Here is a 22,717-nt window from a genome sequence, read left to right on the forward strand (position 1 = left end):
TCGCTCGGTTACTTAGCCGATTTCGATGACGTCAATGAAGGGTAGCGACCGTCGCCCCACGGCTCATCACCGACCCTCGCTGTCTGACCCACCGGCCCGATCGGTCGGGTCGTGTCCCTCGTCAAGCGCATCCCAAATCATCCGCTCCGACATCTCCGGCTGCTGCTGTCCCTCCAGGATCTCCCCGCGATCGCTTTCGCGGAGCGCATTCGATCGACGGGTCGCGGGTGCGGCGTATTTCGTCGCGCTCTCGCGCGGCAGGCCCCCGGACCGCATCAACAAGACGGCCGCGATCAGTGTGCACACGGCGGCGCCCACGGCCATCCCCGCGCCGATGTACCGCCGTTCGCTTCCGACCAGGAACATCAGCGGGACATGGGCCAGTTCGGCGCCGCGCGCGGCTACCTCCGGAAGCACCCACAGGCTGATCCCCAGGTAGCCGACCGCCAGGCTGGCCGCGGCCAGCAGCACGGCCAGCGCCCGCAGTGGCCAGCCGCGCACCGCGAGCGCCGCCACGGCGGCGGCCAGCATCAGCAGCGCCAACGGCAGCAGCGCCGTCGACCAGGAGCCGCCGGACAACGTGACCTGCTTCGGTGGGCCGAGCCCGTCGAACGAGCGGATCACCACCCACGGCAGCCGCGACGCCAGCCACAGCGCGCCCGCGGCCAGCACCAGCAGCAGCTGGGCGACGACGATCGTGAGCCGGGCCCGGCGGGGATCACCCATCGTGGCCCGACGGCGGCGCGGCCAGCGTCTCGGCGGCCGCGATCGCATTGAGCACCGCCCGCGCCTTGTTGGAGGCCTCGGTGCATTCGTAGGGACCGTTGGAATCGGCCACTACCCCGCCCCCGGCCTGCACGTACGCGGTGCCGTCGCGCATCAGCGCGGTGCGGATCGCGATCGCGAAGTCGGCGTTGCCGGCGAAGTCGAGGTAGCCGACCACGCCGCCGTAGAGGCCGCGGCGGGTCTTCTCCACCTCTTCGATGAGCTCCATCGCCCGCACCTTGGGTGCGCCCGAGAGCGTGCCGGCCGGGAAGCAGGCCGTCACCGCGTCCAGCGCGGTGCGGCCCTCGCCGAGCATCCCGGTCACCGTCGACACCAGGTGCATGACGTGGCTGTAGCGCTCGATGTGGCTGTAGTCGTCGACGCGGACGGTGCCCGGCGTGCAGACCCGGCCGAGGTCGTTGCGGCCCAGGTCGACCAGCATCAGGTGCTCGGCGCGTTCCTTGTCATCGGCCAGCAGTTCCTTTTCCAGCAGCTGATCCTCTTCGTCGGTGTCCCCGCGCCAGCGGGTCCCGGCGATCGGGTGCGTGGTGGCCCAGCCGTCGGCGACGGTCACCAGCGCCTCCGGGCTGGACCCGACGATCGAAAAGTCCGTCGTCCCAGCGCTATCGGGCACGTGCACCAGGTACATGTAGGGGCTCGGGTTGGTCGCGCGCAGCATCCGGTACACGTCGATGGGATCGACGTCGGTGTCCATCTCGAAGCGCTGCGAGGGCACCACCTGGAACGCCTCGCCCGCCGCGATCTGCTCGACGAGGTAGTCGACGATCTTGCCGTACTCCTCGACGGTGCGCTGCGAGCGGTGCCGCGGTTCGGGCCGGGCGAACGTGGCGACGGTCGACGGCAGCGGCTGGCCCAGCGCTTTGGTCATCACGTCAAGGCGCGCCACCGCGTCGTCGTAGGCCTCGTCGACGCGCTCGTCGGTGCCGTTCCAGTTCACCGCGTTGGCGATCAGCGTGATGGTGCCCTCGTGGTGGTCCACGGCCGCCAGGTCGGTGGCCAGCAGCAGCAACATGTCGGGCAGGCGCAGGTCGTCGACGGCCAGCTCGGGCAGGCGTTCCAGCCGTCGCACCAGGTCGTAGGCGAAAAAGCCGACCATGCCGCCCGACAGCGGCGGCAGCCCGGGCACCGCGGCGGTGGCCAGCAGCTCGAGGGTGGCGCGCAGCGCCCGCAGTGGGTCACCGCCCGTCGGCGCGTCCTGCGGCACCGCGCCCAGCCACACCGCTTCGCCGTCGCGCACGGTCAGCGCCGACGGCGACCCGGCCCCGATGAAGGACCACCGCGACCAGGACCGCCCGTTTTCCGCGGACTCCAGCAGGAACGTGCCGGGCCGGTTGTCGGCGAGCTTGCGGTACGCCGACAGCGGAGTCTCGCTGTCGGCCAAGACCTTGCGGGTCACCGGGACCACGCGGTGCTCCGCGGCGAGCTGGCGGAACTCCTCCCGTGAGGTGCCGGAGGCGAGGTGGGCGTGCACCGATCCATCTTCCCAGACGTGGGTCGGCGGCCCGCGAGCGTAACGTGGCTGCGATTTCAGGGCCCGGTTTTCGCACTGCCGTTACGCTCGCGGGCCGCGTAGCGTGACGCGCATGAAACCTGGTGACACCGTGGACGACTTCGAGCTGCCCGACCAGACGGGAACGCCGCGCAAGCTCAGCGCCCTGCTTGCCGACGGGCCCGTGGTGCTGTTCTTCTACCCCGCGGCGATGACGCCCGGCTGCACCAAGGAGGCGTGTCACTTCCGCGACCTGGCCTCCGAATTCGCCGCCGTCGGCGCCAACCGGGTCGGCATCAGCGTCGATCCTGTGCAAAAGCAAGCCAAGTTCGCCGAGACGCAGAAGTTCGACTACCCGCTGCTGTCGGACACCGAGGGCGCCGTCGCCGCGCAGTTCGGCGTCAAGCGCGGACTGCTCGGCAAGCTGATCCCCGTCAAGCGCACGACCTTCGTCATCGACACCGACCGCACGGTGCTCGACGTGATCTCCAGCGAGCTGAGCATGGATACCCACGCCGACAAGGCGCTGGAAACGCTGCGGGCGCGGTCCTCGGCGTAGCTCGATTCCCCTCGCGAGCAGACGCAGAATCGCGTGAAAGCTCGCGGATTTATGCGATTCTGCGTCTGCTCGCGGAGCGCGTCAGGGGATGATCGCCAGGAACACGTAGGAGGCGAGCAGCACCAGGTGCACCTCGCCCTGCAGCCGGGTGGCCCGGCCGGGCACCACGGTCAGCATGCTGATCACCACGGTCAGGGCGAGCAGCACCAGCTGGGTGGGCGCCAGGCCGAGCACCAGCGGGCCCTTCAGCCAGATGCTCGCCAGCGCGATGGCGGGGATGGTGAGCCCGATGCTGGCCATCGCCGAGCCGTAGGCGAGATTGAGGCTGGTCTGGATGCGGCCGCGGCGGGCCGCGCGCACCGCCGCGAGCGTCTCGGGCAGCAGCACCAGCATCGCGATCACCACGCCGACGAACGACTGGGGAAACCCGGCCGCCGTCACCAGGCGTTCGACGGCCGGCGACTCCTGTTCGGCCAGGCCCACCACCGCCACCAGCGCGACGAGCAGCAGCACCAGGCTGACCAGCGCCGAACGGGCGCTCGGCGGGTCGGCGTGGTCCTCGTCCTCCTCGAAAAGCCGCTTCTGGCCCTTCTGCGCGACCGGCAGGAAGAAGTCGCGATGCCGAACGGTCTGGGTGAACACGAACAGCAGGTACAGCAGGAGCGAGGCGACGGCGGTGAAGATGAGCTGGCCCGGCGAGAACTCCTTGCCGGGGTGGCTGATGGTGAAGGCGGGCAGCGCGAGGCTCAGCGTCGCCAACGTCGTCAGCGTGGCCAGCGCGGCGCCGCTGCCCTCGGCGTTGAACAACGTCACGCCGTAGCGTCGGGAACCCCACGACAGCGACAAACCCGCGATCCCGTTGGTGGTGATCATGAACGCGGCGAACGCGGTGTCCCGGGCCAGCGTGGCCGCCTCGTTGCCGCCCGACGCCATCAGCTCGACGATGAGGGCCACCTCGATGACCGTCACCGCGCCCGCGAGCACCAGCGACCCGAACGGCTCGCCGACGCGGGCCGCGACCACCTCGGCGTGCTGGACGGCCGCCAGCACGGCGCCGATCAGCAGCACGGCCTGCAGCGCGATGAGGACCGGCCCGAGGTGCTCGCCCCAGGTGGCGGTCAGCACGAGGACGGCGATCACCGGCACCACTGTGGTCCAGGAGTCCCAGGACAGCCGTTTCAGCATCGCCCGCCATTCTCGCCGATGACGCGCGCCCGTGCCCGACGGGCTTGCCGGCGGTCAGGCCAGGTTCATGCCTTGGTCGCCGCCACGAAGTAGCCGCGCGGCACGCCGGGCACGTCCATCGGGACGACCGGATGTTCCCAGCGGTGCCACCGACTCCCGGGGTCGGCCACGTCGGTGACCACGGTGGTCCAGCCGCGCCCCTCGACGAGGGCGCCCGGCGCGTCGGTGCCGAACACCCACGGCGCGCCGAGGCGGCGCATGAATTCCTGCGTCGACTGCAGGAACGGCGCCTCCAGCAGGGTCTGCCCGATCACGTTGTAGAGCAACACGTGCCCCGGGGCCGACAGCGCGTCGATGCGCGCGAACAGGGTGTCGACGGCCGGCGCCTCGATGTACTGCAGCAATCCCTCCACCAGCCACGCCGTCTTCGCCGACGACGAATACCCTTGGCTTAGAAGCGCTTCCGGCCAGTCGTCGGACAGGTCGATGCCGACCGTCACACGGCGGCACCGAGGTGTCGCACCCGCCAGTCGCTCGTCCTTGGTCGCGATCACCTGCGGCTGGTCCACCTCGTAGACCGTCGTGCCCGGCCGCCACTGAAGGCGGTATGCGCGGGCGTCCATGCCGGCGGCCAGGATCACCACCTGCGACGCTCCGTCGCGCTGGGCGTCGAGCAGCGCCTCGTCGAAGAAGCGGGTCCGGATGGCGATCTCCCCCGCGACTTGGCCGGTCGCGGCGATGGCTTCGGCGAGCAACCGCCGGCCGTCGTCGCCGGCCAGCCGAGCGGCGAACGGGTCGGTGAAGAGCCGGTCGTCGCGCAGGGATTCCTCGGCGCGCATCGCCGCGGTGAGCAATCCGGTGGCCGCTACCGCGTGTTTGGTGTTGTCCATACCCCGATCATGCGCACGCCGGCGCCGCCCGTCTTGGAAATTTGTGCCGCTCCACCGGTACGTGGCTCGGCAACACGATCCGTTGGCTTCGGTACTGCGTCGGCGTCATCGCGGTGAACGACCGGAACTCCCGCACCAGGTGGGATTGATCGAAAAAGCCGGCGCCGGCCGCGATGTCCGCACCGCCCGCCGCGTCCCCGTCGAGCTGTTGCAGCACTGCCTGCAGGCGACGCACCCGCGCGTAGGCCTTGGGAGCCAGGCCCACTTCGGTGCGAAACAGCGCGATCATCCGCTTGGTCGACAGCCCCGCCAGGCGCCGGACCTCCGCCATCTGGCGAGAGGGGTCGGCTTCGATTGCCTCCATCGCGACCGCGACACCGGGGTCACGGCGCACGGAGAGCCGCGCGCGGTTCAGCAGAAATTCCTCAAGGACGCCGAAACCGGCCGCCGCCGAGGGGGCCTCGACCAAGCGCTCATGCAGTTCCTTCCCGCTGCGCCCCCAAATGTCATCGAGGCCGACGCCCGCATCCTCCAACTCGCCCAGCGGGATTCCGAGATACGGAAACGCACCCCCCGGGCGAAAATGAATCGCCATCACCGGTTCGTCGGCCGCGATGTCCGAGATGTACGACCCGCTGTGCGGTCCGATGATCAGCGCGGGCGGAACCGTTAGGCGGGTGCGGCCGTCGGCGGCGTAGAAGTCCAGTTGCTGTCGCTGCCCCACGTCGAAGACGATGGTCACCGCCCCGCGCGGCAGCGCCCGGCTTCGGTAGGTGGGCCCGCTGTGTCGCCAATGACCGAAGAATTCGACGTGGTCGGCCAGGGGCTTCGGCGGGCGGTACAGCGTGGGTTGGGCCGACACCATGGGCAGCTCCTTGCGATTACGGCTTTGCGTGTCCGCTGGCTCAGTACCATGCTCACATGCCAGAAAGCGGTGCCCGCAGCGAAGGCCTGACCGAGGGGCAGGTGTTCGCCGGGTACACGATAATTCGGCGTCTCGGGACCGGCGGCATGGGCCAGGTGTACCTGGCGCAGCACCCCCGGCTGCCGCGCCGCGACGCGCTGAAGATCCTGCCCAGCGAGCTGACTGCGAACGACGAGTTTCGGCAGCGCTTCAACCGCGAGGCCGACCTGGCGGCGAGCCTGTACAACGAGCACATCGTCGGCATCCACGACCGCGGGGAATACGACGGGCAGCTGTGGATCTCGATGGACTACGTGGAGGGCACCGACGCCGCGAAATTGCTGCGGACTCAGTACCCGTCCGGGATGCCGAAAGCCGATGTGGTCGAGATCATTTCGGCCGTCGCCGACGCGCTCGACTACGCCCATTCGCGGGGGCTGCTGCATCGCGACGTCAAGCCGGCAAATATTCTGCTGACCGACCCGAACCCGCGACGGCGGATTCTGCTCGCCGACTTCGGGATTGCGCGGGAGCTGGGCGACATCAGCGGCCTGACCGCGACCAACATGCTGGTGGGCACCACCGCCTACTGCGCGCCCGAGCAGCTGCAGGGCCTCGACGTGGACGGGCGGGCCGACCAGTATGCGCTGGGCTGCACCGCGTTCGACCTGCTGGCCGGGTCCGCCCCGTTTCGCCACTCCAACCCGGCGGTGGTCATCACCCAGCACCTGTCCGCGCCGCCGCCGAACATCAGCGAGCGCCGGCCCGAGTTGGCCGACCTCGACGGCGCCATCGCGAAGGCCCTGGCGAAAAAGCCCGATGACCGCTATCCGACGTGCGCCGATTTCGCGGCGGCGCTGGGCAGCCAGGTCGGGACCGCCGCGTCGGAGGTGACCGCCGGGCCGACCACGGTCATCCCGGCGCCGACCGCGGTGATCCCGAAGCCCACGAGCGGGCCGCCGCCCGCGACCAAGGCAGGCGGGCGAGGACCGGTGGTGGCGATCGCCGCGCTCGTCGCGATCGCGGTGGTCGCCGTGGGCGCCTACTTCGGGATCCGCGCCCTGGGCACCCGAAGCCACCGGCACAGCCCCGCCGCGCCGTCGGCGACGGCGGCGCCGTTGCCCGGCAACCCCGCTCCGGCCCCGGCACCGGCCGCGATGCAGTTGTCCGGACAGATCACCGATCAGTCGGGCGTGCTCGGCCCGCTCGAGTACGACGCGGTGAACCGGGCGCTCACCAACCTCTACAACGGGCGCGGCACCCGGCTGTGGGTGGTGTACGTCCTGAATTTCGGCGGCCTCAAGCCGTTCAAGTGGGCCGAAAACGTCATGGTCGCAAACCATTTCACCGACAGCGACGCCATCCTGGCGGTGGCCACCGGCGAAACCGCGTTTTCATTCCGGGTTCCCAACGCGGCGCTCACCGGGAAGGCCATCGATTTGGAGATGATCCGTCGGGACCGCATTGCGCCGGCCGTGTTCCGCCACGAGTGGGCGCGCGCCGCGATCGCCGCGGCCACCGGGTTGGACGTCGCGCCGAGCTAGCTCTCCGGTGCGAGCAGTTCGTCGGCGTCGAAGCAGCTGTGATCGCCGGTGTGGCAGGCTGCGCCGACCTGGTCGACGGTCAGCAGCACGGTGTCGCCGTCGCAGTCCAGGCGCACCGAGTGGACGTGCTGGGTGTGACCGGAAGTCGCCCCCTTGATCCACTGTTCGCCGCGGGATCGCGAATAGTACGTCGCCTCACGGGTTTCCAGGGTGCGGGCCAGCGCGTCGTCGTCCATCCAGGCGACCATGAGCACGTCACCGCTGCCGCGCTCCTGCACGACGGCGGCGACGAGCCCGTCGGCGTTGCGCTTCAGCCGCGCGGCGATGTTCGGGTCGAGCGTCATCGGACCGTGATCTGTTCTGCCGCCATGGCGGCCTTCACCTGCCCGATGGTGAGCTCGCGGAAGTGAAAGACGCTGGCCGCCAACACCGCATCGGCCCCGGCGGCGACCGCAGGCGCGAAGTGTTCCGCCGCCCCGGCGCCCCCGCTGGCGATCACCGGAACCGTGACGGCCGCGCGGACGGCGCGCAGCATCGGCAGGTCGAATCCCGCCTTGGTGCCGTCGGCGTCCATCGAGTTGAGCAGGATCTCCCCCACCCCGAGTTCGGCGCCGCGGGCCGCCCATTCCACGGCATCGATACCGGTGCCGCGGCGCCCCCCGTGGGTGGTGACCTCCCAGCCCGACGGCGTCGGCGCCGATCCGGCGGGCACCGTGCGGGCGTCGACGGACAACACGATGCACTGGGAGCCGAATTGGGTTGCCATTTCGGCGAGCAGGTCGGGCCGCGCGATGGCGGCGGTGTTGACGGAGACCTTGTCGGCACCCGCGCGCAGCAAGGTGTCGACGTCAGCGACGGTGCGCACCCCGCCGCCCACCGTGAGCGGGATGAACACCTGCTCGGCGGTGCGGCGCACCACGTCGAGCATGGTCGCCCGTCCCGACGACGACGCCGTCACGTCCAGGAAGGTGAGCTCGTCGGCGCCCTCGGCGTCGTAGGCCGCGGCCAGTTCGACCGGATCGCCGGCGTCGCGGAGGTTTTCGAAGTTGACGCCCTTGACCACCCGCCCGGCGTCGACGTCCAGGCACGGGATCACGCGCACGGCCAGGCCGGTACCCGCGTACATCTCAGTAGTCCTCCGGATCGCCGACGGCACGCAGGATCTCGAGGACCTCGTCGTGCGCCCCAGGCGCTGCGGCCAGCACCGAGTCCGACGCGGGCGTCCACGGTTTGCCGGCCAGGTCGGTGACGACGCCGCCCGCCGCCCTCACCTGCGCCACCCCGGCGGCGTGGTCCCACACGTGTCCACCGAAACTTATTGCGGCGCCGAGTATTCCGTCGGCGACGTAGACCAGATCGATGCCGGTCGAGCCATGCATGCGCAGCCGCGACGAGACCCGGCTCAGGTTCTCCAGCAGGGCAATCCGGTAGCGCCCCGGGAACCGGCCGCGGGAGTCGGCGCTGAACGTTCCGACCGCGAGGAGGCTGTCGCCGAGCTGCGTGGTTTCCAGCGACGGTTGCGGTGCACCGTTTTTCACCAGCGGGCCCCGCGCGATGGCGGTGTAGCGGTCGCCGACGAACGGCAGCCAGGTCAGGCCGGCGACCGGCTCGCCGTCGTGCAGCAGGGCCAGCAGGATCGCGGCCATCGGCGACCCGGCGGCGTAATTGAATGTGCCGTCGACGGGATCCAACACCCACACCCACGGCGAGTCCACGTCGGTGCCGCCGAATTCCTCGCCGTGCACCCCGATCCCGGTCGTGGCCTGCAACGCGGTGACGACCTGCCGCTCGATCGCGAGGTCGATCTCGGTGGCGAAGTCGTTGCCCTTCTTGGCAACCGCCGAATCGGCGCGGTGGCCCTCCAGGAAGCGCGGCACCGCGGCGTCGAGGATGACGGACGCCTTGTCGACCAAGGGCGACACCATCGCGTTGAGGTCCATGCGGCTATGCCCTCACCGCGGCCAGTGCCTGCGGCAGGGTGAACCGCCCGGCGTACAGCGCCTTGCCCACGATGGCGCCCTCGACCCCGCGGTCGGTGAGCGTGGTGATGGCGCGCAGGTCGTCCAGGCTCGACACGCCGCCCGACGCGATCACCGGGGCCTCGGTGCGGTCGGCCACCGCGCCCAGCAGTTCGAGGTTGGGGCCGCCCAGGGTTCCGTCCTTGGTGACGTCGGTGACCACGTACCGCGAACACCCTTGGCCGTCAAGGCGTTCCAGCACCTCCCATAGGTCGCCGCCGTCGGTCTCCCAGCCGCGTCCGCGCAGCCGATGCTGGCTTTCGACTATCTGCACGTCGAGGCCGACGGCCACCTTGTCGCCGTGCTCGGCGATCGCCCGGGCGCACCACTGCGGGTTCTCCAGCGCGGCCGTGCCGAGGTTGACGCGCGCGCAGCCGGTGGCCATCGCGGCGGCCAGCGAGTCGTCGTCGCGGATCCCGCCGGACAACTCCACCTTCACGTCGAGCTTGCCCACCACCTCGGCGAGCAACTCGCGGTTGGACCCGCGGCCGAACGCGGCGTCCAGGTCGACCAGGTGGATCCACTCGGCGCCGTCGCGCTGCCAGCCCAGCGCGGCGTCCAGCGCCGAGCCGTACTCGGTCTCGCTGCCGGCCTTGCCTTGCACCAGGCGCACGGCACGCCCGTCGACGACGTCGACGGCCGGTAACAGAATCAGCACAGTCCCTCCCGCGCGCCGAGAGTGCAACTGGCGACGCCCCTTCTCGGCGTTTGCGTCGCCAGTTGCACTTTCGCGAAGTTCTTCACAGTCCCTCAACCCAATTGCTCAGCACGGCCGCCCCGGCGTCGCCGCTCTTCTCCGGGTGGAATTGGGTGGCGGCCAGTGGCCCATCCTCGACCGCGGCCAGGAACGGCACCTGGTGGGTCGCCCACGTCAGCACCGCCTCGTCCGAGCCCTCCCAGCGCAGCGCGGCGTAGGAGTGCACGAAGTAGAACCGCGCATCGGCGTCCAGCCCCTTGAACAGCACGCTGCCGGGCGCGGCGTTCACCACGTTCCAGCCCATGTGCGGGATCACCGGGGCGTCCAGCCGGGTGACCGAACCCGGCCACTGGCCGCAGCCCTTGGTCTCCACCCCGAATTCCACTCCGCGGGCGAACAGGATCTGCATGCCCACACAGACGCCCAGCACGGGGCGCCCGGCGGCCACCCGCTCGGCGATCATGCGATCTCCCCCGACCTTCCGCAGGCCCGTCATGCACGCCTCGAAGGCGCCGACCCCCGGCACCACCAGCCCGTCGGCGGCCGCCGCCGCGCCCGCGTCGGCGGTCACCTCGACCGACGCGCCGACCCGCTGCAGCGCGCGTTGCGCCGACCGCAGGTTGCCCGAGCCGTAGTCGAGCACCACGATTGATTTCTTGGGGGAGGCCAGTGTCACAGAACACCTTTGGTGGACGGCACGCCCGACACCCGTGGATCGAGCTCGACCGCCTGACGCAGCGCGCGGGCCACCGCCTTGTATTCGGCCTCGGTGATGTGGTGCGGGTCGCGGCCGTGCAGGACGCGCACGTGCAGCGCGATGCGGGCGTTGGAGGCCAGCGTTTCGAACACGTGCCGGTTGACGACCGTGTGGTACGGCACCGAGCTGCCGGTGATCGTGGTGTGCTGCAGGTGATCCGGCTCGCCGGTGTGCACGCAGTAGGGCCGCCCCGACACGTCGACCGCGGCGTGGGCCAGCGCCTCGTCCATCGGGATGAAGGCGTCCCCGAAGCGACGGATGCCCTTCTTGTCGCCCAGCGCCTGCCCGAGCGCCTGGCCCAGCGCGATGGCGGTGTCCTCGATGGTGTGGTGGCCCTCGATCTCGGTGTCGCCCTTGGTGCGCACGGTCAGGTCGAAGCTGGCGTGGCTGCCCAGCGCCGTCAGCATGTGGTCGTAGAACGGCACCCCGGTGTCGACATCGACCTGCCCGGTGCCGTCGAGGTCGAGCTCGACGACGATGTCGGATTCCTTGGTGCGCCGTTCGATTCGCGCGCGGCGTGCTTCGGTGGTCACGGGGCTCCTACTGAGGTGGCTGGGGCCAGTTCGGTGGCCGCGATCTGGGCGCTCGCGCGCAGGAAGGCGTCGTTCTCCTCGGCCAGGCCCGTCGTCGCGCGCAGGTAGCCGGGGATCCCGACGTCGCGGATCAGGACGCCGGCATCCAGGTAGCGCTGCCAGGTGGCCGGCGCGTCGGCGAATTCCCCGAACAGCACGAAGTTCGCGTCGCTCGGAACCACCCGAAAACCCATGCCGCTCAACGCCGTCGTCACGCGTTCCCGTTCGGCGATCAAAGTGGCGACGCTGCCCAGCGTGTCGTCGGCGTGCCGCAGCGCGGCGCGGGCCGCGGCCTGGGTGATCGACGACAAGTGATACGGCAGCCGCACCAGCAGCATGGCGTCGATCATCGCCGGCGTGGCGATCAGGTAGCCGAGCCGGCCGCCGGCGAACGCGAACGCCTTGCTCATCGTGCGGGTGACGACGAGCTTGGTCGGATACTCCTTGACCAACGACACCGCGCTGGGCTGCGAGGAGAACTCGCCGTAGGCCTCGTCGACGATCAGGATGCCCGGCACCACGTCTAGCAGCCGCCGCAGGTCGTTCAGCGAAACGCTTTGCCCGGACGGGTTATTGGGGCTTGCGATGAAGACGACGTCGGGTTGGCGTTCGGCGACGGCGGCAACCGCGGTGTCCACGTCGAGGCTGAAGTCGTCGGCGCGCGCCGCCTCGAGCCACTCGGTGCGGGTGCCGTCGGCGATGATCGGGTGCATCGAGTAGGAAGGGACGAACCCGATCGCGGTGCGGCCCGGCCCGCCGAACGCCTGCAGCAGCTGCTGCAGGATTTCGTTGGAACCGTTGGCGGCCCAAAGGTTTTCGACGTCGATCGGGGTTCCGGTCTGGGCGGTGAGGTAGGCGGCGAGGTCGCGGCGCAGGGCCACCGCGTCGCGGTCGGGGTAGCGGTGCAGGTCGACCGCGGCCTCGCGCACCGACCGCGCCACGTCGTCGACCAGGGCCTTGGTGGGCGGGTGCGGGTTCTCGTTGGTGTTCAGGCGCACGGGAACCGCCAATTGCGGTGCCCCGTACGGCGATTTGCCGCGCAGGTCGTCGCGCAGCGGCAGGTCGTCCAGAGTGGGCTTGGCGCGGTCGGTCATCGCTCGAACCTCCGCCGGACCGCCTCGCCGTGCGAGGGCAGGTCCTCGGCCTCGGCCAGCGCGACCACGTGTCCGGACACGTCTTTGAGCGCCGCCTCGGTGTAGTCGACGACGTGGATGCCGCGCAGGAACGTCTGCACCGACAGGCCGCTGGAGTGGCGGGCGCTGCCGCCGGTCGGCAGCACGTGGTTAGACCCGGCGCAGTAGTCGCCGAGGCTCACCGGCGCGTACGGCCCGACGAAAATGGCTCCGGCCGAACGGATCCGGCCCGCGACCGCAGCGGCGTCGGCCGTCTGGATCTCCAGGTGTTCGGCGGCGTAGGCGTTGACCACCGCGACGCCGGCGTCGAGGTCGTCGACGAGGATGATCGCGGACTGGGGCCCGCCGAGCGCGGCCGTCACCCGTTCGCGGTGCACCGTGGTCTGCAGCTGGGCGGTCAGCTCCGTTTCGGTTGCGGCGGCGAGGTTTTCGCTGGGCGTCACCAGCACGCTGCCCGCCATCTCGTCGTGCTCGGCCTGGCTGATCAAGTCGGCGGCCACGTGCGCGGGGTCGGCGGTGTGGTCGGCGAGGATCGCGATCTCCGTCGGCCCCGCCTCGGCGTCGATGCCCACCCGGGAGCGGCACAGCCGCTTGGCGGCGGTGACGTAGATGTTGCCGGGGCCCGTGATCATGTCGACCGGTGCGAGCTCGGAGCCGTCGGTGTCGGTGCCGCCGTAGGCCAGCAGCGCGACCGCCTGCGCGCCGCCCACGGCCCACACCTCGTCGACGCCGAGCAGCCGGGCGGCGGCCAGGATCGTCGGGTGCGGCAGGCCGTCGAACTCGGCCTGCGGTGGGCTGGCCACCACCAGCGAGCCGACACCGGCGGCCTGCGCCGGGACCACGTTCATCACCACGCTGGACGGGTACACGGCGTTGCCGCCGGGCACATACAGGCCGACCCGCTCGACGGGAACCCAGCGCTCGGTGACCGTCGCGCCGGGGCCGAGCGTGGTGGTGACGTCGGCGCGGCGCTGGTCGGCGTGCACGGCGCGGGTGCGTTCGATCATCACCCGAAGCGCCTCGGCTACCGCCCGGTCCAGGTCCGCCAGCGCCTTGTCGAGCGCCGCGCCGGGCACCCGGACGGCGGGCGGCCGCACCCCGTCGAAGGACTCGCCGTAGTCCAGCGCCGCCTCGGCGCCCCGGTCGGCGACGGCCTCCACGATCGGCCGCACCGTGGGCAGCACGCTGTCCACGTCGGCGCCGCCGCGCGGCAGCGCGGCCCGCAGCCGGGCGGCCGTCAGCTCCGCGCCGCGCAGGTCAATGCGGGCGATCGGCGACGGCGGGGTGGGGGTCACGTTCTCCATTGTCCCCGATGGAAGCAACCGCATTAGCTCTCGGGGGTTCCGGAGCCCCGGACCGCCGACCGCAACGGCGCCCGTTCACGTGAGATCTAGCCGCCGAACGCGTTGGCGCCCATGACCAGTGCCGCGGTCCCGCCGTACAGATATCCCACCTCGACCGCTTCGGTGACCTCGGGTTCGGTCGCGCCCGCGGCCCGGGCGTTGTCCGCCAGCGTCCGGACACCATCCGGGTGCGCAGCGATGGCATCGGTGACCATGCCGATGAGCAGCTTGTACTTGGCGGGGATCGCGCCGTCCTTCAGGATGCGCTCACGCATCGCCAGGTAGGAGTCGGCGAACTGGGGATCGCGATGTTCGATCACCGACAGCCACGGCGGCTGGGGCGGTGGGGTGTCCCCGGCGGGCGCGCCGGGCTGGATGCAGCCACCCGCCTGGGCACCGCCGGCGTCGCCGCACACGTCGGCCCGGACCGGTGTGGCGGTCTGCATCAGCAAGGCCGCGCCGATCACCATGGCCGCCGCCCACCGGACCAGGTAACTCCGCAGTGTCCGCGCCCGCGGGGCGTCAGCGCCAACGGATCGTCGGATCTCGACCGCCTCGGCGATCTCCGCTTCCGAGGCGCCGGCCGCGCGAGCGTCGGCGGCGAACGCCCAGACATCGTGGGGACGCGCGGCGGCCATGGCCATCAGAAATCTGTACTTTGCCGGGATAGCGCCTACTTTCGGCATGGACTCGCACGCGTTGGTCATGGGCAAACCGTACGCCCACATCATCACCGACCGCAAAACGAAATCCCTTGTGCGGCTTGGCTTATTGCGACGTGGCAACGACGAACCGTCTGGCGCAACCGGCATTCGCGTGCCGCCCATTCCGGCAGATCAGTTCAGGTCGATACCGGACCGGTACAGTGCCGGTGAAAGGCCGGGTAGGACCGATTAGGGCCCGCAGAGTTGCTCAAGGAGCCGTTATGTCGACAAAGAATCACCCGAACAACGCCCCCGGCGTCCCGATGCTGTTCCCGGTCTGGTTCGAGCGCTTTCAGATCAAGTACCTCAACCGCGCGGTCAAGCCGATCGCGCGCTTTCTGCCCGGGACCGCGACCATCAAGCACCGCGGTCGGACGTCGGGCAAGCAGTACGAGACCATCATTACGCCCTACCGCAAGGGCAACGTGCTGGCGATCGCGCTGGCCCACGGCAAGACGAACTGGGTCAAGAACGTGCTGGCCGCCGGCGAGGCGGATGTGGAGTACAGCCGCAACCGCGTGGTGCACATCACCAACCCGCGGATCCTGCCCGCCGGGTCCGACGGCGAAGGCCTGCCGCGGATGATCCGCGCGCAGCTGGGCCGGGTCGGGGTGTTGGTCGGCGACATCGCCTGACTTTTCGCGCCTTTGCGTGTGAGCTGACGGCTTTCTGTGTGTACCAGCGGCGGGATTTCGTCGTTTTTCCCGCCCCACACTCACACGCAACGCCCCAGGTTCACACTCAAGGCCGAATCCCCCGCGATCGCGATTGCGTGTGAGCTGACGGCTTTCCGTGTGTACCAGCGGCGGCATTTCGTCGATTTTCCCGCCCCACACTCACACGCAACGCCCCAGCTTCGCACTCAACGCCCTAGGCCCGGGTGAAGACTGTCTTGCCTGTCATCGTCGGCCAGGCCGACGGGGCGTCTTCCCAGGCGACGACGCGGTCGACGGCCGGCGACAGGTCCAGGCCGCCGGCCAGCAGTTCCAGCACCCGCGGGATGACCGTGCGGGCGCTGACGCGGCCGGTGATGAAGCGCACGCCTCGCGAGTACATCGGCAGCAACGGCATCTCGACCTTGTATTCGGGGTAGATCCCGGTGTCGGTGCACACGCCGTCCGGCCAGGTCGCGCGCAGTGTCGCCGCTAGCAGCGCCGGGTCGGCCGTCGTGTGCACGGTCACCGGGTAAGCGCCCCACGACTTGTCGGGTTTGGCGACGTCGTGGACCGCCGCGCCGAGCTTCTCGGCGGCGGCCAGCCGCTGCGGGTCGGTGTCGACGTAGTCGACGTGGGCGCCCAGCGCCACGGCGATCGCGGCCGAATACAAGCCGATCGATAGCCGTCCCAGCACCAGGACGCGACGGTCGACCGGATCGAGCGCGCCCAGCTCCGCACCGAACGGCCCGACGGTGCGCCAGCCGTCGGGAATGTTGTCGGACAGGGACGCGATGGAGATGGGGTCGACGGCCTGGGGAAACGGGATGAGCATCGCGTCGGCGTACGGCACCAGCACCAGATCCGACATGAAGCCGCCGCCGTCCAGGCCGGCGATCGGTGCCATCCCGTAGGCCGCCATGAACGGCACCGCGCTGCACGAACCGGTCACGCCGCGGCGGCATTCGCGGCAGACGCCGCAGCTGATCTGAAACGGCACCACGACGCGGTCGCCGACCCGGGCACCTTTGACGTCGTCGCCCACCGCCACGACCTCGGCCAATCCCTCGTGGCCCACCGCGTAGCCCGGCGGCAACGGCACGCGCCCCTGGCATACCGCGACGTCGAGGTCGCAACACGCCACCGCCAACGGCCGGACCAGCGCCTGCCCGGGCGCGGTGAGCCGCGGTTCGGGCACGTCGCGCCACGCGTATCGCCCGGTCTCCTCGTAGGTCAGCTGCCTCATCTCAGCATTCTTGAGCGATCACTCAAGTAAAGTCAATAGCATGCCGAGACCCGATCGCAGCCGCACCGCTTTGATCGACCAAGCCGCCACGCTGTTTCGCCGCCAGGGCTACGCGGCGACCGGCCTCAACCAGATCCTCGAGGAGGCCGGCGTCAAGCCCGGTTCGCTGTATCACCACTTCCCGCAGGGCAAGCAACAGCTGGCCGCGGCGGTGGTCGAGGCGCAGGGCACCGGCATCGAGCAACTGCTGCGCCGGTTCCTGGCGACGGGCCGACCGGTGGCCGACATCGTCGATCGGTGGATCGACGTGCTGGCCGCGGGATTGGCGAGCGACCGGCGCGACGGCTGCCCCATCGAGCCGATCGCGACCGAGTCGGTGCACGCCAGCCCGCTGGTGCGCGAGGCGTCGGCGCGCGCCTTCGGGGGATGGAGCGCGGCGATCGAGGAGCGGCTGCGCAGCGACGGGTGGGCCGCGGCGGACGCGAAACAGGTTGGGCTCGCGGTCATTTCGCTGATCGAGGGGGCGCTGATCCTGTCCCGGACATTCGGCGACGCGGGCGCGCTCGACGCCGCCAAGCCCGCCGCGCGCACGCTACTGCGCGGCTAGCTCGCCTTCGAGACAGGCCTTGATCGCCTGGGCGGCCTGCTCCATCGCGGCGTGCAGCCGAACCGCCAACTCGTCCGGCAGCACATCCCTGGTCCAGATGAAGCGGCACCGTCGCGCGCCGTCGGGCACGATCTGCATCGCGGTGTTGTCGTGTTCGGGACGCGCTGTATCGCCGATCAGGGAGTAGACGATGCGGCGCGCGGAATCGTCTCGCGCGACGAGCCGTTCCCGGGCGACATTGCCGTTCGCGAACGTCACCACGCGAACGTCGCCGTCGGCCTGCGCCGACGCCACGTAACCGCGGGCCATGCCGACCGGGCCGTCGGCCCAGTCCCCGACCACTTGCCAAACGCGGTCGGCGTCGACGTCGATTTGGAACTCGGTGCGTATTGATGCCATGAAGCCAGCTTCGCGTCCGGATGCCGCACGGTCTTGAACATCCTTGCGGCCGGCTGTCGCCCCGCGGCGCTAGCCTGGCGCCGTGCTGTCGATGGTCACCCTCGCCGCCCGGCCCCACTTCAGCCTGCAGGCCTGGACGTGCCGTCCCGACGGCTCGAGCTGGTCGGCGATGGAGCGCCCGACCGACGGACGGCTGGTTTTGATCAGGTCCGGCCGGTTTCAGCGGCGAGGCTCAGACGGGCCGGTCAATCTCGATCCGACGGTCGGCTACGTCGGCGGGCCCGGCGAGGAGGACCAATTCGCCCATCCCCACGGCGGTGACGCGTGCACCTCGGTGCGGCTGAGCGCGGCGTCGTGGCGGCGGCTCGTCGGCGATCCCGGTCGGCTGCGACACTCGACCTTCTACGTCGACGCTCGGCTGGAACTCGCGCACCGGCGGCTGTTGGCCGCCGCCGATATCGACTACCAACTCGCCGAGGACGTCGTGGCGCTCACCGCTAGGGCGGTGCGATCGGTGACCGACCGACGCACGCCGCTGGCGGATCGGCCGGGTCCCGCCGACGCACTTCTTGTGCGGCAAGCGCGCGCCGCCATTCACGACGACGACCCGGCGGCGCGCGGTCTGTTTCCACTGGCGGAGCTGCTGGGCACGTCGCCATACCGGTTGAGTAGGGCGTTCCCGCGCGAGCTGGGCGTATCGCTCACCCGCTATCGCAACCGCGTCCGGGTGAGCCGGGCGCTCGACCGGCTCGAGCGCGACGAGTCGACGCTGGCCACCGTCGCCGCAGAACTCGGATTCGCCGACCAGGCGCACTTCACCCGCGTTGTTCGCCAACATGTGGGTCAGACCCCGGCGGCGCTGCGCCGCGATGTGCGCTCACCGCTTTCGGTGTGAAGTGGGGCGGGATTGCGGTGATTTTTCCGCCCAGGAAACACACTGAACGCGCACGATTCACACTCGGGCGGAAGGCGCACAGGCCTTACATGTCCAGGCCGATGTCGAGCACGCGCACCGAGTGGGTCAGCGCGCCGACGGCCAGGTAGTCCACGCCGGTCGCGGCGTAGGTCGCCGCGTTCTCCAGGCTGAGTCCCCCGGACGATTCGAGCAGCACGGCGGGCGCGCGGGCGTCGCGGCGCTGCACGGCGGTCTGCGTCTGCCACACCGGGAAGTTGTCCAGCAGGATCAGCTCGGGCTTTTCGGGCAGCACCTCGTCGAGCTGCTCCAGCGAATCCACCTCGACCTCGCAGGGCAGGTCGGGGGCCGCCTCGCGCACCGCGCGCAGCGCCTCGACCACGGAGCCGGCGGCGGCCACGTGGTTGTCCTTGATCAGCGCCGCGTCGCCCAGCCCCAGGCGGTGGTTGACGCCGCCGCCGACGCGGACCGCGTACTTCTGCAGTGCCCGCAGGCCGGGCAACGTCTTTCGGGTGTCGCGGACCTTGGCCTTGGTGCCGTGCACCGCGTCGACCCAGGCCGCGGTCGCGGTGGCGATCCCGGACAGGTGGCAGATCAGGTTCAGCGCGGTCCGCTCCGCGGTCAACAGGCCGCGGGTCTGCGCCTGGACCGTCAGCAGCGGCTCGCCCGGCCGCAGCCGGGCGCCGTCGTCGGCGCGACCGATTACCTGATAGCCGCCGCCGAGCACCTCGTCGAGCACCAGCAACGCGACGTCCACCCCGGCGATCACGCCCGGCTCGCGGGGCACCATCGACGCGGTGACCACCGCGCCGGCCGGGACCGTGGCCTGGGTGGTGACGTCGGGCCCGTAACGCAGATCCTCCTGCAGGGCGCGCCGGATCAGGTCGCGGGCGGTGTCGAGTTCGCTGTCGGACAGCATCGTCACCCCACCGCCGCCAGCGCCTCCACCAGCACCGCGTTGTGGTCGTCGGCCAGTCGGAGCACGCTGCTGCGGGCTTGTTCGGGTGCCGCGTCCGGGTACTCCGCGCGGTGGTGGCAGCCGCGGCTTTCGTTGCGCGCCAACGCCGCGGCGACCACCGCCCGGGCGGTCAGCGTCAACGCGACGTCCTCGAAATCGCGGCGCCCGGCCACCGTACGGATCGGCGCCCCGGATAGCTTGTGGGACAACCGGTTCAGCCCGGCGGCGTTGCGCACCACCGAGGCGTCGCGGCTCATGGCCCGGTGCAGGTCGCCGCGCGGCGCGGCGGTGTGGGCGACGGGTTCGGGCGGGAGCGCGCGGGTCCGCCCGGCCGCCGAAGCGTGCGCGGCCGCGGCCTTGCCGGCGCGACCGCCCACCACCAGCCCCTCGAGCAGGCTGTTGGACGCCAACCGGTTGGCGCCGTGCATCCCGGTGCGGGCCACCTCGCCCGCGGCGAACAGCCCGGGCAACTCGGTCTGCCCGTGCACATCGGTGACGACGCCGCCGCAGCTGTAGTGCGCGCCTGGGACGACGGGGATGGGTTGGCGGACGGGGTCGATCCCGGCGTCCCGGCACGCGGCGGTGACGGTCGGGAACCGTGCCTCGAAGCCCGCGATGCCGCGCGCGTCGAGGAAGACGCACGGGTCGCCGGTCTCCCGCAGGCGTGCGTCGATGGCCGCCGCGACGACGTCGCGCGGCGCCAGGTCACCCATCGGGTGTACGCCGGCGGTGACCGAATTGCCTTGGGAATCAATCAGTATCGCGCCCTCGCCGCGAATCGCCTCGGTGACCAGCGGGCGGCGCCCGCCCCCACCACCGAAAAGCATCGTCGGGTGGAACTGGATGAACTCGAGGTCGCTGACCGGCACGCCGGCCCACAGCGCCAGCGCGATGCCGTCGCCGGTGGAGCCATGGGGATTGGTGGTCGCGGCGTAGAGGTGGCCGAGCCCGCCGGAGGCCAGGATCACCGAGGGCGCGCTGATGATCCCGTAGCCGTCCACGCCGCCAAGCAGGACCCCTGTGACAGCGGCATCGTTGTGCAGTACCCGCAGGGCCACATGGCCGGCGCGGATGTCCAGCCGGGCCGCGGCGTGGTCGAGCGCCCGCTGCACCTCGGCTCCGGTCGCGTCGCCGCCGGCGTGCACGATGCGCCGCCTAGAGTGGCCGCCCTCGCGCGTCACGTCCCAGCGGCCGGGCACGGCCTCGTCGAATCGCGCTCCGTCGCCGACCAATTCGGACACGGCGCGGTGGCCGTCGGCGACGATGGAGTACACCGCGTCGGGGTCACACAGGCCCGCACCGGCCGCCAGAGTGTCGGTGACGTGGGCCTCCACGGAGTCGTCGTTGCCGGGCAGGACCACCGCGATGCCGCCCTGCGCGTAATGCGTCGCGGTCCCCCCCTTCGCCTGGTCGGCCTTGCTCAGCACCACGACGCTGCGGCCGGCGCGATGGGCGGCCAGCGCCGCGGCCAAACCCGCGACGCCGGTGCCGATTACGACGACGTCGGCGGTGTGGGTCCAATCCGGACGGGCGATCATTCGCCGCCGCCCGGCTGACCTATCTGGATCATTCGCTGCACGCTGCGCCGGCCCGCCGCGTCGATCTCGGGGTCGACGTGGACTTCGTCGGCCCCCTCGATCAGGCAGCGCAGCAGCGCGGCCGGGGTGATCATCTTCATGTACTTGCAGGAGGCCCGGTCGTTCACCGCGCGGAAGTCGACTTGCGGTGCGGCGCGGCGCAATTGGTGCAACATGCCGACCTCGGTGGCGACCAGGACCTTGCGGGCGTTGGTCTCGTGGGCGGCGTCGAGCATGCCGCCGGTGGACAGGATCTTCACCCGCTCAGCCGGGAAGGCGCCCTCGCCGGCGAGGTACAAAGCCGAAGTGGCGCAACCGCATTCGGGGTGCACGTACAGTTCGGCGTCAGGGTTGGCCCGCGCCTGCTCGGAGAGTTCGTCGCCGTTGATGCCCGCGTGCACGTGGCATTCCCCGGCCCACACGTGCAGGTTCTTACGCCCCGTGACCCGGCGCACATGGGCGCCGAGGAATTGGTCCGGGCAGAACAGCACCTCGCGGTCGGGGTCGATGGACGCGACGACATCGACCGCGTTGGACGACGTGCAGCAGATGTCGGTGAGCGCCTTCACCGCGGCGGTGGTGTTGACGTAGGAGACGACGACGGCGCCGGGGTGCTCGTCCTTCCAGGCGCGCAGTTCGTCGGGGGTGATGGAATCGGCCAGCGAGCAGCCGGCCCGCTGGTCCGGAATGAGCACGGTCTTGTCCGGGCTGAGGATCTTGGCGGTCTCGGCCATGAAGTGCACACCGCAGAACACGATGGTGTCCTCGGGCGCGTCGGCGGCGATCCGCGAGAGCGCCAGCGAATCGCCCACGTGGTCGGCGACGTCCTGGATGGCCGGCAGCTGGTAGTTGTGCGCGAGTAGCGTGGCGCCGCGCAGCGTGGCCAGCCGGCGAACCTCGGCGGCCCACCGCTCGTCACCGTCCAGGCCGGCGTAGCCGGCGGGGGTGTCGGTGATGCGGGCACTCAGGTCGTCCGCGAGGGTGTCCATCCGAGCCGAGACCGTCACTGGCGGCTCCTTTCGCGCCGGGGGGTTTTCGACTTAGAATCGAAAACATGGGCCATACTAGCACTGAACACGAGGTGCTGGCCGTCGTATTCCAGGTTCGTCAGGCGCCGTCCCCCCGCAAGGAAAAACCACAGCTGAACGTCCTGCTATGGCAGCGCGCGAAGGATCCGCAGAAGGACGCCTGGTCGCTGCCGGGCGGACGGCTGCGCGCCGACGAGGACCTGACCACCTCCGTTCGCCGCCAGCTGGCCGAAAAGGTCGACTTGAGAGAGCTGGCTCACTTGGAGCAGCTGGCTGTGTTTTCCGACCCACAGCGGGTGCCCGGCGCTCGGGTGATCGCGTCGACGTTCCTGGGCCTGGTGCCCTCCCCCGCCACCCCGGAACTGCCCCCGGACACCCGCTGGCATCCGGTGAATTCTCTGCCGCCTATGGCGTTCGACCACGGCCCGATGGTCGCCCACGCCCAGACCAGGCTGGCCGCCAAGATGTCCTACACGAACATCGGATTCGCCCTCGCCCCAAGGGAATTCGCGCTTTCCACGCTGCGCGACATCTACGGCGCCGCGCTGGGCTATCAGGTCGACGCGACAAACCTGCAGCGCGTGCTGGTGCGGCGCGGGGTGATCAGCCAGACCGGCACCATCGCGCAGTCCGGCCGCAGCGGCGGACGGCCCGCGGCGCTGTATCACTTCACCGACTCCCAGCTGCGGGTCACCGACGAATTCGCCGCGTTCCGGCCGCCTGGCGTTTAACGCCACCGCCGGCCGCGACACGCC

The 22,717-nt window shown here is 70.7% G+C and carries 25 protein-coding genes; 6 read left to right on the top strand and 19 right to left on the bottom strand.

The annotated features are described in order from the left end of the window. Positions 1-66 precede the first annotated feature (66 nt). Together A9X00_RS07345 and A9X00_RS07350 are read right to left on the bottom strand one after the other, a co-directional pair. Positions 67-726, bottom strand: coding sequence for a TIGR02234 family membrane protein (locus A9X00_RS07345; protein WP_067151190.1), 660 nt, complete (start codon positions 724-726; stop codon positions 67-69). After that, positions 719-2,257 carry an anthranilate synthase component I gene (locus A9X00_RS07350; protein WP_067151193.1) on the bottom strand — a complete coding sequence of 513 codons (1,539 nt, stop codon included), beginning with the start codon at positions 2,255-2,257 and terminating at the stop codon, positions 719-721. Before A9X00_RS07350 ends, A9X00_RS07345 begins: the two co-directional genes overlap by 8 nt. 112 nt (positions 2,258-2,369) lie before the next feature. Here A9X00_RS07350 and A9X00_RS07355 point away from each other — a divergent pair, with 112 nt between their 5' ends. Next, positions 2,370-2,834, top strand: a complete 465-nt coding sequence (locus A9X00_RS07355; protein WP_067151196.1) for a peroxiredoxin — start codon at positions 2,370-2,372, stop codon at positions 2,832-2,834. An 81-nt stretch (positions 2,835-2,915) separates the two neighbouring features. Here A9X00_RS07355 and A9X00_RS07360 read toward each other — a convergent pair whose 3' ends face one another. The 3 genes from A9X00_RS07360 to A9X00_RS07370 form a co-directional block, all read right to left on the bottom strand. Further along, the gene (locus A9X00_RS07360; RefSeq protein WP_067151199.1) at positions 2,916-4,019 is read right to left on the bottom strand and encodes a calcium:proton antiporter; all 1,104 of its coding nucleotides are present in this window, start codon (positions 4,017-4,019) and stop codon (positions 2,916-2,918) included. A 65-nt stretch (positions 4,020-4,084) separates the two neighbouring features. Further along, positions 4,085-4,909, bottom strand: a complete 825-nt coding sequence (locus tag A9X00_RS07365) for an SAM-dependent methyltransferase (RefSeq protein WP_067151202.1) — start codon at positions 4,907-4,909, stop codon at positions 4,085-4,087. A 7-nt stretch (positions 4,910-4,916) separates the two neighbouring features. After that, positions 4,917-5,774, bottom strand: a complete 858-nt coding sequence (locus A9X00_RS07370) for a helix-turn-helix domain-containing protein (protein ID WP_369830725.1) — start codon at positions 5,772-5,774, stop codon at positions 4,917-4,919. Positions 5,775-5,830: 56 nt separating this feature from the next. On the opposite strand from A9X00_RS07370, the gene A9X00_RS07375 reads away from it, so the two are divergent. Beyond that, complete coding sequence (locus A9X00_RS07375) at positions 5,831-7,357, top strand: serine/threonine-protein kinase (protein WP_067151205.1); 1,527 nt, start codon at positions 5,831-5,833, stop codon at positions 7,355-7,357. Here the strand turns inward: A9X00_RS07375 and hisI are convergent. The 9 genes from hisI to A9X00_RS29660 all read right to left on the bottom strand — a co-directional run bounded on the left by hisI (position 7,354) and on the right by A9X00_RS29660 (position 14,521). After that, a complete protein-coding gene (gene hisI / locus A9X00_RS07380) occupies positions 7,354-7,701 on the bottom strand; it encodes a phosphoribosyl-AMP cyclohydrolase (protein ID WP_067151208.1) in 348 nt (115 codons plus the stop codon). The genes A9X00_RS07375 and hisI overlap by 4 nt on opposite strands. Next, complete coding sequence (hisF, locus tag A9X00_RS07385) at positions 7,698-8,483, bottom strand: imidazole glycerol phosphate synthase subunit HisF (RefSeq protein WP_067151211.1); 786 nt, start codon at positions 8,481-8,483, stop codon at positions 7,698-7,700. Before hisF ends, hisI begins: the two co-directional genes overlap by 4 nt. A gap of 1 nt (position 8,484) precedes the next feature. Further along, positions 8,485-9,297, bottom strand: a complete 813-nt coding sequence (locus A9X00_RS07390; protein ID WP_067151214.1) for an inositol monophosphatase — start codon at positions 9,295-9,297, stop codon at positions 8,485-8,487. 4 nt (positions 9,298-9,301) lie between these two features. Next, on the bottom strand, positions 9,302-10,033 hold the full coding sequence (priA, locus tag A9X00_RS07395) for a bifunctional 1-(5-phosphoribosyl)-5-((5-phosphoribosylamino)methylideneamino)imidazole-4-carboxamide isomerase/phosphoribosylanthranilate isomerase PriA (RefSeq protein ID WP_067151217.1): 732 nt from the start codon (positions 10,031-10,033) through the stop codon (positions 9,302-9,304). Positions 10,034-10,115: 82 nt separating this feature from the next. Then, entirely contained in the window at positions 10,116-10,742 is a 627-nt protein-coding gene (gene hisH, locus A9X00_RS07400; RefSeq protein WP_067151278.1) for an imidazole glycerol phosphate synthase subunit HisH, read from the bottom strand. 2 nt (positions 10,743-10,744) lie between these two features. Continuing rightward, a complete protein-coding gene (gene hisB / locus A9X00_RS07405) occupies positions 10,745-11,362 on the bottom strand; it encodes an imidazoleglycerol-phosphate dehydratase HisB (RefSeq protein ID WP_067151220.1) in 618 nt (205 codons plus the stop codon). Continuing rightward, a complete protein-coding gene (locus A9X00_RS07410; protein WP_067151223.1) occupies positions 11,359-12,495 on the bottom strand; it encodes a histidinol-phosphate transaminase in 1,137 nt (378 codons plus the stop codon). Before A9X00_RS07410 ends, hisB begins: the two co-directional genes overlap by 4 nt. Continuing rightward, positions 12,492-13,838 (bottom strand): histidinol dehydrogenase, encoded by a 1,347-nt coding sequence (gene hisD, locus A9X00_RS07415; protein WP_067151226.1) that lies wholly within the window; start codon positions 13,836-13,838, stop codon positions 12,492-12,494. The genes A9X00_RS07410 and hisD overlap by 4 nt, the downstream gene beginning before the upstream one ends. Before the next feature lie 86 nt (positions 13,839-13,924). Continuing rightward, positions 13,925-14,521 carry a carboxymuconolactone decarboxylase family protein gene (locus A9X00_RS29660; protein WP_197515089.1) on the bottom strand — a complete coding sequence of 199 codons (597 nt, stop codon included), beginning with the start codon at positions 14,519-14,521 and terminating at the stop codon, positions 13,925-13,927. 281 nt (positions 14,522-14,802) lie between these two features. On the opposite strand from A9X00_RS29660, the gene A9X00_RS07425 reads away from it, so the two are divergent. Further along, positions 14,803-15,216, top strand: coding sequence for a nitroreductase family deazaflavin-dependent oxidoreductase (locus tag A9X00_RS07425; RefSeq protein ID WP_067151228.1), 414 nt, complete (start codon positions 14,803-14,805; stop codon positions 15,214-15,216). A gap of 235 nt (positions 15,217-15,451) precedes the next feature. Here the strand turns inward: A9X00_RS07425 and A9X00_RS07430 are convergent, their stop codons facing one another. After that, positions 15,452-16,480: a zinc-binding dehydrogenase gene (locus tag A9X00_RS07430; protein ID WP_067151231.1), complete on the bottom strand. Its 1,029-nt coding sequence runs from the start codon at positions 16,478-16,480 to the stop codon at positions 15,452-15,454. 40 nt (positions 16,481-16,520) lie between these two features. On the opposite strand from A9X00_RS07430, the gene A9X00_RS07435 reads away from it, so the two are divergent. Then, positions 16,521-17,087, top strand: a complete 567-nt coding sequence (locus A9X00_RS07435) for a TetR/AcrR family transcriptional regulator (protein WP_067151234.1) — start codon at positions 16,521-16,523, stop codon at positions 17,085-17,087. Here A9X00_RS07435 and A9X00_RS07440 read toward each other — a convergent pair. Further along, on the bottom strand, positions 17,073-17,486 hold the full coding sequence (locus A9X00_RS07440) for an SRPBCC family protein (protein ID WP_067151236.1): 414 nt from the start codon (positions 17,484-17,486) through the stop codon (positions 17,073-17,075). The genes A9X00_RS07435 and A9X00_RS07440 overlap by 15 nt on opposite strands. A 91-nt stretch (positions 17,487-17,577) precedes the next feature. On the opposite strand from A9X00_RS07440, the gene A9X00_RS07445 reads away from it, so the two are divergent. Then, a complete protein-coding gene (locus tag A9X00_RS07445; RefSeq protein WP_067151284.1) occupies positions 17,578-18,381 on the top strand; it encodes a helix-turn-helix transcriptional regulator in 804 nt (267 codons plus the stop codon). 85 nt (positions 18,382-18,466) lie between these two features. Here the strand turns inward: A9X00_RS07445 and nadC are convergent, their stop codons facing one another. From nadC to nadA, 3 genes are read right to left on the bottom strand one after another with little or no spacing between them, the layout of a single operon-like run. Further along, positions 18,467-19,318, bottom strand: a complete 852-nt coding sequence (gene nadC, locus A9X00_RS07450) for a carboxylating nicotinate-nucleotide diphosphorylase (RefSeq protein ID WP_197515091.1) — start codon at positions 19,316-19,318, stop codon at positions 18,467-18,469. 2 nt (positions 19,319-19,320) lie between these two features. After that, positions 19,321-20,895 (bottom strand): L-aspartate oxidase, encoded by a 1,575-nt coding sequence (locus A9X00_RS07455; RefSeq protein ID WP_067151242.1) that lies wholly within the window; start codon positions 20,893-20,895, stop codon positions 19,321-19,323. After that, complete coding sequence (gene nadA / locus A9X00_RS07460) at positions 20,892-21,923, bottom strand: quinolinate synthase NadA (protein ID WP_369830726.1); 1,032 nt, start codon at positions 21,921-21,923, stop codon at positions 20,892-20,894. The genes A9X00_RS07455 and nadA overlap by 4 nt, the downstream gene beginning before the upstream one ends. A gap of 65 nt (positions 21,924-21,988) precedes the next feature. Here nadA and A9X00_RS07465 point away from each other — a divergent pair, with 65 nt between their 5' ends. Continuing rightward, positions 21,989-22,693, top strand: coding sequence for an NUDIX domain-containing protein (locus A9X00_RS07465; protein WP_067151248.1), 705 nt, complete (start codon positions 21,989-21,991; stop codon positions 22,691-22,693). Positions 22,694-22,717 lie beyond the last annotated feature (24 nt).

It is taken from the genome of Mycobacterium sp. 1245805.9, from assembly GCF_001672915.1.
Lineage (GTDB): Bacteria > Actinomycetota > Actinomycetes > Mycobacteriales > Mycobacteriaceae > Mycobacterium.